This is a genomic window from Pseudomonas zhanjiangensis (genome assembly GCF_041027545.1).
Taxonomy (GTDB): Bacteria; Pseudomonadota; Gammaproteobacteria; order Pseudomonadales; family Pseudomonadaceae; genus Aquipseudomonas; species Aquipseudomonas zhanjiangensis.
The window spans coordinates 1-14,204 of sequence record NZ_JBFTEG010000009.1; the positions used below are offsets into that span (position 1 = coordinate 1).

Here is a 14,204-nt window from a genome sequence, read left to right on the forward strand (position 1 = left end):
TGCTACTACGCCCATCGCCTTCGACGTCGCCGTGTCGATGCTCGTCGTGTTGCACTACGTAGCCAGGTCAACCAGTTGTTCAGTCAGAGTCGAGGCTCGGCCGGTAGCCGGAGCATCCTGGGCATGCGCGGCGGGGCTAGGTAGTCGTCCTGAGAGAGCAGCCCGCGTTTGTTGGTGCCAGCGGCAGGTGAAGTCATGCAGTTACTTGATCTGCGCCCAGCTCCGCCTCACGCTGGGCAATAGCCTGCTCCAGCTCGGGAGAGCGCTTGACCCACTGGTCATGGGGCAAGGGCTTTGACCACTCTAGGATTTTGGGGTCAGTGAACTGTGGTGGAGGCGCCAACTTCCAAGCCACCAACAACATTATGAGAGGCGAGCCAAACGCAAATATACCGAAAAACATCCATAAGGCTTGCTTAAACTCTTTTGCCCATAAGTGACTTTTAATGTCCTTTACGAACGACCAACAGACTCCCAGAAATACACCTTTTCCGCCCAGTGTGGCTCGCAAATTCTCTAGATCATTGCCTTGAGGGATGGCCTCCGGGCCGACCTCCATGTAGCTGCGCATACACTCCCATAGGCACATGGCTGTGGTGCCGCCACCACAGCTAAAGCTTAAGGTGTAGTCGCGATCTTCCAGTTTCGCATTTGGGTCTGGGTTGCTGAAGCCCACTATCAATAAACCTTGTGTGGTTTTGCCGTGTTGCCCTACAGAGGAAACAGCGGTGGCCGCCGCCGTGACCGTCTCCCAGGGCACGATCCAATGGCTACCGTCACTTTGCGGCACACAGACCTCTCGTCGCTGGCGGTTGAAGCGTACTGGCGGCGGAACGGGTTGAGTCAGGCCGTGAAGCATAATGAGAATGGGAATGCCGAGCATGATTGAGAAAATAACGGTTAACCCGAAGTTCTCACCCCCAAAGCCTCCAGTACTCCACAGAATCAGAACGGCCAATAGTAACGATGTCCATATCACCATTACCGCCGAACCAATGCTGTAGGAACCGATATCCAGAAACACATCGTTCTTACGCCATATGGCGTTGAGCACATCTTTCGGCGGTTGCCCTGTAGGGATATGTGGCGGAGCGAGGTAATCGTCCCGCGAGAGCAGCCCGGTTCGACTGGTGCCAGCGGCAGGTGTGGTCATGCAGAGTCCTTTGGCTGAAAGTGTTCAGGCCCTTTGAGTAGCTGCGGTACGGCACGATTCAGCTCAGGGGTAGGGTCAGTTGGGCGTAGCGGAATCACCTCACCATCGGTGAGAAAGCCGCCAGGGCTAAGGGTATAGGCGAGCCCGCGCTCGCCACCGACGACGTTGCCAGCACCGGCCAGCACGGCGACCGGGCTATGGTAACGCAGGCGCAGTGACAGGCGAGTGAGCGGGCGCGCGAAGGGGCCACTAAGACGCAGGCCTTGACCTTCGTTGACAGGTATCCAGGAGCACTGGCTACGGGCCAGCCAAACTGCACCCAGGTCGGTTGGTGTACCGCGTGTGCCTTCGCCGAACATCCTGACGTTCGCCGGGGTAGGGTTGCCGATCATCGCCAACTCCAACTGTGCGCTGCCTGGCTCGGCCCCTGGCAGATCAATGCTCAACGCACTGATGCCATCCTGGGTGACGGTATCGCCTGCCGTGCCGGCAATCTGTACGCTTTGAATCTGCATGCTCAGGTGCGGCTGGTATAGCAACACGAGCAACTGCTCGAACTCGGCGAGCTGAGTCGCAGGCGCGATGCCTTCATTCTTGTAAGCCCGCCCACGCGACCAACAGCAACTGGCCAGGTAGTTCTGCAACGGGGTGGCCTGGCGAAGCCAAGCGTAGATATAGGCGCCGCCTAGGGCCAGCAACAAGAGGTTGAGCGGGCCGTTTCTCAGTTTGAACTGGCGAATAGCCGCTGGCGTATCGATTTTATTGGCCAAACGCATGGCCGTCAGGCTGAGACCCAGCAGCCCTTGGGCGCCATAAACGGCTACCTGGCCGGTGACAGCCAGCCTGCGAATCTCCAGCCAAGGGTCGATACGGCTTTGAGCGTTTTCGATCTGTAGCTGCAACGAAGCGAGCTCTTTAAAGGCTGCAGCTGCGGATATTATTCCAACAGCCCCCCCAAACAGTGTCAGGGTAGGGGCAGTAGCGGAAATATTGCTGCCCAATCGCCCGGTTATCTCTTGAATCCCTTTCCCCTTAATCATCCAGTTCTGCACTACGGCGGCCAGCGCAGCGGCGGTAAACAAGGTGGCGGAGACGCGGTCGGCCCTACGCTGTTCATCTTCACCTTCAAGCACGCTGGCCTGACTGACATAGATCTCCGCGTTCATGGCGTTTAGCAGCAAGGCCAGCAAAGGCAAAACCCCTCCGCTGTTTTTTACCGCAGGAGATTGCACGATGCCTGCCGCTCGCCCAGAGCGAATAGCTTGCGCTGTGTTCTGAGTCCACTGCTTCAGCGCATCGGCCTTGGCCCCTGCCAGACGCCAAACCTCAACCCCTTCCTCTATCCCGCGTATCAACCTTGAGTCCTGGCCGAACCGGGCCACCAACATCAAGCCGGCCCAATGGGTAGCCAAACCTGCTTTAGCCTTCAACAACACCAGCGCCCCACCGAGCCGAGCAACCGTTGTCGCCCATGCGCCCTCTACCTCATGGGCAAGTCGCTCAATGGCTCGCAAGACAGGCTCATCCAAGCTGGCAGCCAAAGCCGTGCGAGTATCTGCAAGATTTTCGTGACTAAGGGCGGTAACCAGCTCATTAAATCGATTGGTGTTGTTCAACGCCGCTTCGATAGAGGGGCTCCATGCCTGGAAAATCAAGCGGAAAATCCCGTCATCTGCCGCTCGGACATAGCTGGCGAACTGCATAGCGCCACGCTCCCTCGTACACTGGGCGCTTAGGCAGGCAGCAGCAAGGCCATCGAGCCACTCTTGATGGGCGGGGTTCTCGTGCTCAACGAACCACGTACCCAATGCATGCCGTGGCAGGTATCGATCACGATCCGCATAAAACACGTCATTGCGCTGCTCGACTTGGCGATAGTGCGCAGGCGCTTCCTCGTCAAGCCAGGCGTCCATGCGTGGGAGGTCGACGTATTCAGCCACCTTCGCGCTAGCACGCCCGCCCTCAAGATTGCTGAGTTTGGCTTTGCTGTATTCGCGCACGACGTATTCAGCTTCAGTCTGCAAATGCGCGGGAATAAAGCTGCGAACCGGAGCAGTGGCCGCCGCGACTTGAGCATGCACTTGAACTAAAAGCGCATCTGCCTGGCGATGCGAGTACTGCCGGCCACGCTCATGATTGATGCGCGTTTCTTCCTTGAACAGCTCATTTAACTGACGCTGACTTTCGAGCATCGTCTCACCCTGCGCCGGGGTGAGCTGGATATCATGTTCGCGGTAACGGTAATTGAGCATGTTGGCAACTTCGCCACCGTCCTCACTGATCAAGCTGCGTATAAAACCGCCAACCGATTGGCGTAGGTTATTGTCGGCCACCCAGTCTGTGTGACGAGCCTCTAGCTGCTCCTGCTCGAAGTTCAGGTCGCGCAACACGCCCAGGTCATCATCCAGGCTGGCAAACACGCCATGCAGCAGCCCGGCCTGGCTGCGTGCCTGGTTGAGCCAGGTATCGGTGGCTGCCACGTCCCAGGGTTGCGCGCTCCACTCGCCTGGGGGATGTTCGCCCGCGTTGGGGTGGCGGCCGTGGGCGTCCTCACGCTCGCGTAGCCATTTACAGGCGCTGATATAGGCGTTGATCACTTCGGGGCGAGGGTCTTTCCTCATCTGCTCGCCGAGGGCTCTAGTGCCCTCGCGGTAGCCATCGCCGTTCTGCGCATAGTCGTGGGCCAACGCCTGGTCACGCACATCGGGCATCAGTTCCGCCATGACCAGATCGGCACTGTCCAACGGCGGGCAGTGCTCGGCCTCCAGGGTTCGTGCGACCTGGCTCAAGCTGATACGGCGCATGCGCGCCTTGCGCTCGCCCGCCTCACTGGCCAAGCGTTGATAGGCGGCTTTGGGCAGCGGGATCTCGCTGTACAGCAACCAGGCATCGTGTTGTTTGTTGAGGGCGATACCGGCGAGGGCGCCCTTCGGCACCTGGGCATCGGCATCATCCAAGCCCTGCTCCACCAGCTGCCCATCACCTGCCACCGTAAAGCGGCGCAACGGCCCCTGGTCGTGCCACAGGTAGAGGTAACCGGGACGCAGCCGGCGCAGCGCCATGGGGTGGCTATGGGTTTTCACCGCAGGTTTGCAGCGACTGTGCTGCGCCGCCGATTCGGCCAGCGCATAGCGTACCGGCACAATAAACACCTCGGCCTGGCGGGCCGGGCAACTGGCAACCGGGCTGCCCAGGTCGTCTTTCTCGAAGTTCTGCTGTGCGGCTTGATCCGCTTGGGCCAGGCGCAGGGATTTGTCCTGAGGGGTGGCGCTCATGCGACGGACTCCTTGTCGGCGCGCAACAACTGGCGATGAAGTTCGGTGATGAGGTTATCTAGGCGCTGCGCCGGGAGCTGCCCTCGCTGCTCGAGCAACTGCCGGTAGGCCGCGTGCTCCGGCGCCTGTGGGAAGTCGTTGCCCAACTCCGCACACAGGCAGGCCCAGCGGATGACGTTAGCGGCTGAGCTGTAGCCATAGTGGGCCGCGCTCTTTCGGCATTGCGCGGCCCACTGCTGTTGCTGCGGCGCATCCAGCCCATCCATACACTCGGGGTAGTAGCGCTGCAGGTGAGTCAGCAGGCGCTGATCGAAACAGGCCTGCTTGGCTTGGTTCATATGTTCCAGCTGTGCTTGCGTCAGGCGCAGCCAGGGTGTGTCGGTGTAGCGCGCAACGCTGTGCGGGCTAATTTCGCGTTGGAACAGCTGCTCGCCCCCGGTTTCGTCCGGCAAGCGAATGCGGCTCACCGGGCCTAATACGGTGTCGCGCTGCTCGGGCTGCATCGACCCTAGCCACAGGGGCGTGATGCGCGGATCGTAATAGCGCAGCAACACCGTCACCGCCCCATCGACACGGGCGTGCACCAGGCTGCGCAAGTGTTCGACCAGCGCCTCCGGCTCGTCATCGGACTCCAGCCAGATGCCGGCCGATGTGCGCCACTCCTGGTCGAAGACCTGGGCCAGCTCACTGTTTGGGTTCAGCGCGATCAGCACCGCTCCGACATCGGCCAGGGCTTCATAGGCTGTCTGCTGATAGAGCAGGTACACAACGGGGGTTTCTTCGAGGCTGTACAGCCGGGCAAGCAAGCCGTCGATCTGCGCGCCATCGAGCAACAGGTAGTTCATGCAGCGGGTCTGCGCGTTCACGCCTTGGCCTCCATCTGCTGACAAATTTCACAGACTGGCTGTGCGGTGCGGGCGGCATTTTGCAGGGCTTGCTTCTGCGCCTGGATCAGCAACTCCCCGGCCTTGTCCGTATCCGCTGCCTTGACCTTGCCCGGCAGGATGGGCGCGGCGCCCGAGCCGCTGCCCGGCCCGCCGCCGGAGTTGAGCTTGATCACCGGGCCGACCAGGGTGATGCCGCCGGCGTCCAGCTTGATAAAGCTGCCGGCGGCCTTGAAGGTCAGTTCGCTGCCGGCTTCGAGCACCACCTTCTGACCGCTGGACAGATGGATCTCGCTGCCGGCGTTGATGAACTGGCCGGTGCCGATCTTGATGTGCTGGTTGTTGCCGATGGTGAGGTGGTCGTTGGCTTTGACCTCGCTCTTGCGGTCGGCGTGGGTGGTGCGGTGTTCTTCGGCCTTGAACTCGCTGTAGCTGTTGGCCTCGACGGTGTCGTGGCGCTCGTGGCCGATGCGGATCTTCTGGTCGTGCTCGATGTTTTCGTCCCAGTCGCGCTGGGCGTGGATGTAGATCTGCTCTTGGCCCTTGCGGTCTTCGATGCGCAGTTCGTTGTAGCCGCCACCGCCTGGGCTGCTCAGGGTCTTGAACAGGCTGCGGGTCTTGTTGGCCGGCAGATCGTAGGGGACGACGTGTTCCTTGTGGTACAGGCAGCCGGTCACCAGCGGCTGGTCGGGGTCGCCTTCGAGGAAGGTGATCAACACCTCCATGCCGATGCGCGGGATGGCGATGCCGCCGTAGCGGTCGCCGGCCCAGCTGGAGGACACGCGCAGCCAGCAGCTGGTCTTGTCGTCGGCCTGGCCCTCGCGGTCCCAGAAGAACTGCGCCTTGATCCGACCGTATTGGTCGCAGTGGATCTCTTCGCCGGCCGGGCCGGTGACCACCGCACTCTGGCTGCCGAGGATGCGCGGCTTGGGATGCTCGAGTGGTGGACGGTAAGGCACCGTCCAGGGCGTGGCGCTGAAGCGGTTGCGGTAGCCCTGGGTAAAGCCGTCAGCGGCATGCACGTCGCTGGTTACCGACTCTTCCAGCACCTGGGGCTGTTTGCCCAGGTGCTGCACTTCGGTGAGCAGCCAGAGGTCGTTCCAGTCCTGTCGGGGATGGTCGGTAAAGGCCAGGAAGTGGCCGCTGACCAGCAGGCTCTGATCGCTCTCGCCCTCGGCCAGCTCGAAGTCGTGGCGATGCCGCTCCAAAGCGCGCTGGCTCAGGTGCTTGCCGCGTTCACGCTCGACGAAGCGGCCGGGGTAGTCGTAGTCCTCGAGGTCCGGGCTGAAGCTGCTCGTGGCGTCTGCTTCCAGCAGCAGCCTGGGCTTTTCGAAGTCGTAGTCGCGGCGGGTCACCCGGCTCGAACGGGTTTCCACGCGCACGCCGAAACGCTTGATCACCGGGTCGTCGGCGACCAGGCCGCTGTCCTGCTGGTAAGCGGTGGGGGCCAGTTTGGGGAAGGGCGTCTGGTCGTCGCCGAACACCAGCACATGGCCCTGGGCGCTGTGCTGGAAGTGGTAGTGGATGCCTTCTTCCTCGCACAGGCGCTGGATGAAGTGCAGGTCGGATTCGTCGTATTGCACGCAATACTCGCGCTCGGGGTACCGCGAGCCGAGTTGAAATTGGTAGGCGTTGGCCTGGATGCCGTGCTCTTCGAGCACCTGGCTGATGATCTGCGCGACCGTCAGCTGCTGGAAAATGCGCTGATTGATGCGATGGGCCAGATAGGCCAGCTGCGGCCTCAAGCTGAGGTGGTAGCGGGTCAGGCGTTTGCCGGACTCGCCCTGGGCGAAGCGGTAGATGTGCCCGTGGATGCCGTTGCCGGCAGGCGACAGGGCGAGGAAGGCCGGCCGATGCAGCAGGGCCTCCAGGTCGAGGTCAAGGCGTTCGCTGACCAGCTCCAGTTCGAAGGCGAAGGGCTGGCTGATCGCCTCGCGGCCGCTGAATTCGAGGATCTGGAGATCGTGGCTGACGCCTTCGATATCCAGGCTGAAATGGGTCTGGTTGGCCTGGGCGAACATCCGTTGTTCCTCTTCAATCATTCCTTGAGTCGCGCTAGTACACGCGGCGGCGCCGTTGTAACCCAGGCGCGGCGTGGAGAACGTGCGTACTCGACTTTTTCGGGTATTTCCCGGCTGAAACACGACGGCCAGGACTCTGCCTGGCCGTCGTGAGCGTTACCGCGCGATCACCAACTTAGCCGGCGATCGGGGTACGCCAGTCGTCGGAGCCGGAAGTGCCGGAGACTTCGTGGGTCCAGACGATCTTGCGGTAGGTGAAGTAGACGTCTTCCAGGTGAGTGAAGTGGGACATGCCCGGGTCCTGGCAGTTCGGCATGCGCGACTGCACGTCGACGATCACCGCGTCTTCCAGTTCGATGGTGAAGTAGTGCTCCTGGGTACCGGTGGAGGAGGTGCGGTACCACTCCAGGCGGCACTTGTTCAGGCGCTCGCCGGAGGTCAGGGAGTTGAAGATCAGCGGCGAGGACTTGTCGAACACCTTGGTGATCATCAGCGGCTTGTGTACGCGCTGGCCGGTCGGTTGGCCGGACTGCGGGTCACGCGGGATGATGACCTGGTGGTTGAATGCCTGGACCAGAATCTGGTCTTCATGACCTTCCTGAAAGATGTTGCCGACCGAGTCCTCGGTGAAGGTGCCAGCGGTGATCAGACCTTGTTTGGTGCCTTCGAGGGACAGGTACGCGGGTGTTGGCATGAGTGCTCTCCTTGCCTGGGTCATGGATCGAGAGTGATCCGGGAGCCTGATAGAGAGCGAGAAGCGTGCCGTTTTTGCTAAATCCTTTTAAATCAGTTGTTTAGCGTGACTCTGTGTCGGTCATTGGTCACCTTGTGCGGTGGGTCGCAGTGGCTTGCGCAGCGAGTTGCACAGCCCTGCGCAGAAAGTGGCGCAGGGCCGCTCGGGCCTTTGGTCAGCGCTGGTTCGGCGTAAGTGTCCACAGGCTTATCCACAGCGGCTTGCGCAACAAGCTGCTCAGGGGGAGGGGTCAGGCGATGCGCTGCTTGGCCAGGGCGTATTGCTCGTGGCCATCGTCCCAGCCGGCTTCCCAGGCCGCAGCCAGCACCGAGGCCGTGTGCTCGTGCTGGGTGATGGGTTGGCCGGTCAGGCCCGCCATGTAGCCCTGCTTATAAGCCTTGTTCAGGCTCTCCAGGCTCCAGTGGCGGTCATCTTCGTTGCGGGCGGCGGGCGCCATGGGCACGGCTCGTCTGGCTCTGTCAGGGGCTATGCTAGTCGCGTCCGGCGCCAGGCGCCCTGTCATTGATCCCGGCTGGGCTGCCGTTTGTGATATTTGTGACGTATTCGCCCCTCTGTCGCGCAGGCAGAGGGGCGAATGCAAGGCGCAGCGCTCAGAGCGCCTGAGCGAGGATGCTGGCCTGATAGGCGGCGACAAAGCTGTCGAAATCGCCTTCCTGATAGGTTTCCAAATCGGCTTGCTGATGCAGTGATTGCTCGGCGGTGGCCTCGAAGGCTGCCAGCTGTTCGCTGCTCAGCGGGCGGTCGCGGAAGTAGTCGGCGTGGCGCTTGCTCTGGCGTAGAGCGAACTGGGTGAAGCTTTCGCCCTGCTGCAGTTGCGCCAGTACCTGGGCCGAGGGCGTGAGGTCGGGGGCCTCGACCTTGGCGCGCTGAGCCTGCAGCGCCTGCAGGTGGGCGTCGCCGCCCTGGCTCTGGTCGAGCAGTTCGGCCAGCGGCTGGATGCGCTCGAGCAGCTCCTCGGCCCAGGCCTGCAGGCCGACGTCCTGGCCCTGGCGCTGCAGCTGCAGGCCAGGCCGCCGGCCTTCCTTGACCACCTTGAGGAAGTTGTCGGTGCAGGTGTGGCATTCGCCGCTTTCCAGCAGCGGGCTGTCTTCCAGGGCGCAGAACAGCAGGAAGGCGTCGAGGAAGCGCGCCTCGCTGAGGTCGATGCCCAAGGGCAGGAAGGGGTTGATGTCCAGGCAGCGCACTTCGATATATTGCACGCCGCGCGCCATCAGCGCCTGGATCGGCCGCTCGCCGCTGTGGGTCACCCGCTTCGGGCGGATGTTGGAGTAGTACTCGTTCTCGATCTGCAGGATGTTGGTGTTCAGCTGCAGCCACTCGCCATCCTTCTTGGCGCCGATCTCGACGTAGGCTGGGTAGGGGGTGCCGACCGCCAGGCGCAGGCTGTCGGTATAGCTGGTCAGGTCGTTGTAGCAAGGGGTCAGGCCGGACTGGGCCTCGCTCTGGTAGCCCAGGTCGCTCATGCGCAGGCTGGTGGCATAGGGCAGGTAGAGGGTGTCGGCGTCCAGCTGCTGCAGCTGGTGCGGGCGACCGCGCAGGAAGCCCTTGTCCAGTGCCGGCGAGGCGCCGAACAGGTACATCAGCAGCCAGCTGTAGCGGCGGAAGTTGCGAATCAGGCCGATATAGCGTGCCGACTGGTAGTCGCGTTCGCTGCGGCTGTCGCCCTCGGCCTGCTGCAGCAGCTGCCAGAGCTGTTCGGGCAGGGAGAAGTTGTAGTGGATCCCGGCGATGCACTGCATGGTCTTGCCATAGCGCAGGGCCAGGCCCTTGCGGTAGACGTACTTCAGCTCGCCGATATGCGAGCTGCCGTAGCGGGCGATCGGGATGCTCTCCTCGTCCGGCAGGGCGCAGGGCATCGAGGGGCTCCACAGGTATTCGCCGTCGAGCTTGCTGTAGGCGAAACGATGGATCTGCTCGAGGTCGGCCAGGGTGGTGGCCGGGTCGGGTTCTGCCGGGGTGATGAACTCCAGCAGCGACTCGGAGTAGTCGGTGGTGATCTGCGGGTGGGTCAGCGCCGAACCCAGCGCCGCCGGGTGCGGGGTCAGGGCCAACTGGCCGTCACTGTCGACGCGCAGGCACTCGCGCTCGATGCCGTGCAAGCACTGGGAAAGCAGGGAGAGGTTGGCGCGCTCGCCGAGCAGGGCCAGGCGGCGGGATAACAGGTCGCTCAAGATTGCATTCCTTCACGCGTCGGTCGGCCCAATATGGGGGCGAATCCACTGCTCTACAAGGGGGAATCGGTAACGACGCTTTGCGCCGCAGTCTGCCTACCCTAGACCAGCCGGCGAACGGGAAATTACACCCAGGCGAAGGTCGCTTGCGCCTCAGCGACTCGCTTCGCGCCGTGCCCGCGTTGCCTGCGAGCACCGGGCTCCGGCGGCCGCTGTCGGCGCCGCCGGAGCGGGCGGCTCACTTGCAGATGAAGGTGGCCTGGGCCGTGGCGACCAGCTTGTCGCCCTGCTGCACCCGCGCCTCCAGCACGTGCACCTTGCGTCCGGCATTGAGCACGCGGGCGTTGCAGACGATCTCGCCTTCGTTGACCGCGCGGATGTAGTTGACCTTGCATTCCAGGGTCATGCTGCCGGCCTCGCCGCCGAACAGGCTGTGGCTGGCCTGGCCGAGGGCGGTGTCGATCAGCGAGAACAGCGCACCGCCGTGCATGCGCCCGTGCAGGTTGAGTAGGTGATCCTGCATGCTCATGCGCACCTGGGATTCGCCGTTCTCGGCCTTGTCGATGGTCATGCCGAGCAGCTTGCTGAAGGCGCTGTCCTGGCCGACCGGGGAGTTGTGGCTCATGGCTTACTTCCTCAGTTGCTTGGCGTTGGCGAACAGCGAGGCCATGCCGGCGTTGGCCGGCGCCGGCTTGTCCTGGCTGGAGTGGCGTTCGCTGCGCGGCGTGTTGCCGCCCCGTGCGCCGCCGCGGGATTGCCCGCCACGCTGGCCGCCGCGCGCGCCCTCGACCTTCTCGCCGGGGGTATCGCTCATGCGCATCGACAGGGCGATGCGGTTGCGCGGGATGTCCACCTCCATCACCTTGACCTTGACCACGTCGCCGGCCTTGACCGCCTCGTGCGGGTCCTTGACGAATTTCTCCGACAGCGCCGAGATGTGCACCAGGCCGTCCTGGTGCACGCCGATGTCGACGAAGGCGCCGAAGTTGGTCACGTTGGTCACCACGCCTTCGAGGATCATCCCAAGTTCGAGGTCCTTGAGGGTTTCGACGCCTTCCTGGAACTCGGCGGTCTTGAACTCCGGGCGCGGGTCGCGGCCGGGCTTCTCCAGTTCGCTGAGGATGTCGCCGATGGTCACCAGGCCGAAGCGCTCGTCGGTGAATTTCTTCGGGTCGAGGCGCTTCAAGAAGGTCGAATCGCCGATCAGCGAGCGGATGTCGCGGCCGGTATCCTGGGCGATGCGCTGTACCAGCGGGTAGGTTTCCGGGTGCACCGCCGAGGCGTCCAGCGGGTTGTCGCCGTTCATCACGCGGAGGAAGCCGGCGGCCTGCTCGAAGGTCTTGTCGCCCAGGCGCGGCACCTTCTTCAGCGCGTCGCGGGTCCTGAACGCGCCGTTGGCGTCGCGGTGCGCGACTATGTTCTGGGCCAGGGTCGCATTGAGCCCGGAGATGCGCGCGAGCAGGGCGGCCGAGGCGGTGTTGACGTCGACGCCGACGGCGTTCACGCAGTCCTCCACCACCGCATCCAGCGAGCGGGCCAGCTTGAGCTGGGACACATCGTGCTGGTACTGGCCGACGCCGATGGACTTCGGATCGATCTTCACCAACTCGGCGAGCGGGTCCTGCAGGCGACGGGCGATGGACACCGCGCCGCGCAGCGACACGTCCAGCTCGGGGAATTCCTTGGCGGCCAGTTCCGAGGCCGAGTAGACCGAGGCGCCGGCCTCGCTGACCATCACCTTGGTCATCTTCAGGGCCGGGTACTTCTTGATCAGTTCGGCGGCCAGCTTGTCGGTCTCGCGGCTGGCGGTGCCGTTGCCGATGGCGATCAGGTCGACCGAGTGCTTGGCACAGAGCGCGGCCAGCACGGCAAGGGTCTGGTCCCACTGGTTCTTCGGTGCGTGCGGGTAGACGGTGGCGGTGTCGAGCAGCTTGCCGGTGGCGTCGACCACCGCGACCTTGCAGCCGGTGCGCAGGCCCGGGTCCAGGCCCAGGGTGGCGCGCGGGCCGGCCGGGGCGGCCAGCAGCAGGTCGTGCATGTTGCGGGCGAAGACCGAGATCGCCTCGTCCTCGGCACCTTCGCGCAGCTCGCCGAGCAGGTCGGTTTCCAGGTGGGTGTAGAGCTTGACCTTCCAGGTCCAGCGCGCCACCTCGCCCAGCCACTTGTCGGCGGCGCGGCCGCGCTGCTCGATGCCGAAGCGCTCGGCGATCATCAGCTCGCAGGGATGCAGGGTGCCTGGCGCGACGGCGCCCGACGTTTCCTCGCCGACCTTGAGGCTGGCGCTGAGCACGCCCTCGTTGCGCCCGCGGAAGATCGCCAGGGCGCGGTGCGACGGGGTGCTCTTGAAGCGCTCGTCGTGCTCGAAGTAGTCGCGGAACTTGGCCCCTTCCTCTTCCTTGCCGGTCACCACGCGGGCGCTGAGGGTGGCGTGCTCCTTGAGAAAGCCGCGCAGGTTGCTGAGCAGGCTGGCGTCCTCGGCGAAGCGCTCCATGAGGATGTACTTGGCGCCATCGAGCACCGCCTTGACATCGGCGAAGCCCTTGTCGGCATCGACGAAGCGCGCCGCCTCGGCCTCGGGGGCCAGGCTCGGGTCGTTGAACAGGGCGTCGGCCAGCTCGCCGAGGCCGGCTTCCAGGGCGATCTGGCCCTTGGTCCGGCGCTTCTGCTTGTACGGCAAGTACAGGTCTTCCAGGCGCGTCTTGGTGTCGGCCAGGTTGATCTCGCGGGCCAGCTCCGGGGTCAGCTTGCCCTGCTCCTCGATGCTGGCGAGGATGCTGGCGCGACGGTCGTCCAGCTCGCGCAGGTAGCGCAGGCGCTCCTCCAGGTGGCGCAGCTGGGTGTCGTCCAGGCTGCCGGTGACCTCCTTGCGGTAGCGGGCGATGAAGGGCACGGTCGAGCCTTCGTCGAGCAGCGCCACGGCGGCGGCCACCTGTTGCGGGCGCACGCCCAGTTCTTCGGCGATGCGGTTGTTGATGCTGTCCATAAAAAGGCTACCCACACTGAAACGAAAAACCGGCCACGCAGACCACGGGCCAGGCACGAAAGCGCCGCATTATAAACACCGTGCCGACGGCTGCTGGGAACCGTTCGGGGAAAAATCTGCTAACAATGGCCCGCCCGCCTGGGCGCGCCGCTGGGCCATAATGCCGGCGTAGGAAACCGTCGGCGATCATCCCGGCGCCGCGGTTTCGTGGTCGAGGAGCCCCTATGAGCAGCACTGCACCCGTGGTTGAAGGCGAGAAAATCCTGGTGGTCGACGACGATGCCCGCTTGCGGCGCCTGCTCGAGCGCTTCTTCGACGAGCAGGGCTATCGCGTGCGTGCGGTGGAGAACGTCGAGCAGATGGACCGCCTGCTGTCGCGCGAGCTGTTCAATCTGGTGGTGCTCGACCTGATGCTGCCCGGCGAGGACGGCCTGTCCGCCTGCCGCCGCCTGCGCGCGGCGAACAACCAGGTGCCGATCATCATGCTCACCGCCAAGGGCGACGAGGCCAGCCGCATCCAGGGCCTGGAGCTGGGCGCCGACGACTACCTGGCCAAACCGTTCAACCCGCGCGAGCTGCTGGCGCGGATCAAGGCCGTGCTGCGCCGCCAGGCGCCGGTGGTGCCGGGCGCGCCGGGCAGCGAGGACGAGACGGTGAGTTTCGGCGACTACCAGCTGTCGCTGGCCACCCGCGAGCTGAAGAAGGGCGATCAGGTGCATATGCTCACCACCGGCGAGTTTGCCGTGCTCAAGGCCCTGGTCCAGCACGCCCGCGAGCCGCTGACCCGCGACAAGCTGATGAACCTGGCCCGCGGCCGGGAGTGGGACGCCCTGGAGCGCTCGATCGACGTGCAGATCTCGCGCCTGCGCCGGCTGATCGAGCCGGACCCGTCCAAACCACGCTATATCCAGACCGTCTGGGGCGTGGGCTATGTGTTCGTGCCGGATGGTAATAAATAGCCAT

Annotated in this window: 10 protein-coding genes and 1 pseudogene; 2 read left to right on the forward strand and 9 right to left on the reverse strand. The window is 63.7% G+C overall.

Annotated elements, in window-relative coordinates; all coding sequences use genetic code 11:
• Positions 1-126, forward strand: a pseudogene (locus AB5S05_RS12275) (IS3 family transposase); the annotation flags it as partial.
• 67 nt (positions 127-193) lie between these two features.
• Here the strand turns inward: AB5S05_RS12275 and AB5S05_RS12280 are convergent.
• The 9 genes from AB5S05_RS12280 to AB5S05_RS12320 all read right to left on the reverse strand — a co-directional run bounded on the left by AB5S05_RS12280 (position 194) and on the right by AB5S05_RS12320 (position 13,241).
• Positions 194-1,153 (reverse strand): hypothetical protein, encoded by a 960-nt coding sequence (locus AB5S05_RS12280; protein WP_369287815.1) that lies wholly within the window; start codon positions 1,151-1,153, stop codon positions 194-196.
• Entirely contained in the window at positions 1,150-4,428 is a 3,279-nt protein-coding gene (locus AB5S05_RS12285; protein WP_369287816.1) for a toxin VasX, read from the reverse strand. The genes AB5S05_RS12280 and AB5S05_RS12285 overlap by 4 nt, the downstream gene beginning before the upstream one ends.
• A complete protein-coding gene (locus AB5S05_RS12290; protein ID WP_369287817.1) occupies positions 4,425-5,273 on the reverse strand; it encodes a DUF4123 domain-containing protein in 849 nt (282 codons plus the stop codon). The genes AB5S05_RS12285 and AB5S05_RS12290 overlap by 4 nt, the downstream gene beginning before the upstream one ends.
• Before the next feature lie 17 nt (positions 5,274-5,290).
• Positions 5,291-7,333, reverse strand: coding sequence for a type VI secretion system Vgr family protein (locus tag AB5S05_RS12295; RefSeq protein ID WP_369287977.1), 2,043 nt, complete (start codon positions 7,331-7,333; stop codon positions 5,291-5,293).
• 175 nt (positions 7,334-7,508) lie between these two features.
• Positions 7,509-8,027 (reverse strand): Hcp family type VI secretion system effector, encoded by a 519-nt coding sequence (locus AB5S05_RS12300; protein ID WP_369287818.1) that lies wholly within the window; start codon positions 8,025-8,027, stop codon positions 7,509-7,511.
• Positions 8,028-8,316: 289 nt separating this feature from the next.
• Positions 8,317-8,523, reverse strand: a complete 207-nt coding sequence (gene rmf / locus AB5S05_RS12305; protein WP_369287819.1) for a ribosome modulation factor — start codon at positions 8,521-8,523, stop codon at positions 8,317-8,319.
• Between the two features lie 154 nt (positions 8,524-8,677).
• Entirely contained in the window at positions 8,678-10,258 is a 1,581-nt protein-coding gene (gene gshA, locus AB5S05_RS12310; protein WP_369287820.1) for a glutamate--cysteine ligase, read from the reverse strand.
• Positions 10,259-10,496: 238 nt separating this feature from the next.
• Complete coding sequence (locus AB5S05_RS12315; RefSeq protein WP_369287821.1) at positions 10,497-10,883, reverse strand: PaaI family thioesterase; 387 nt, start codon at positions 10,881-10,883, stop codon at positions 10,497-10,499.
• Between the two features lie 3 nt (positions 10,884-10,886).
• Entirely contained in the window at positions 10,887-13,241 is a 2,355-nt protein-coding gene (locus AB5S05_RS12320; protein WP_369287822.1) for a Tex family protein, read from the reverse strand.
• Between the two features lie 224 nt (positions 13,242-13,465).
• Between AB5S05_RS12320 and ompR the strand changes: the two genes are divergently transcribed.
• Positions 13,466-14,200, forward strand: coding sequence for an osmolarity response regulator transcription factor OmpR (gene ompR / locus AB5S05_RS12325; protein WP_369287823.1), 735 nt, complete (start codon positions 13,466-13,468; stop codon positions 14,198-14,200).
• Positions 14,201-14,204: the final 4 nt, after the last annotated feature.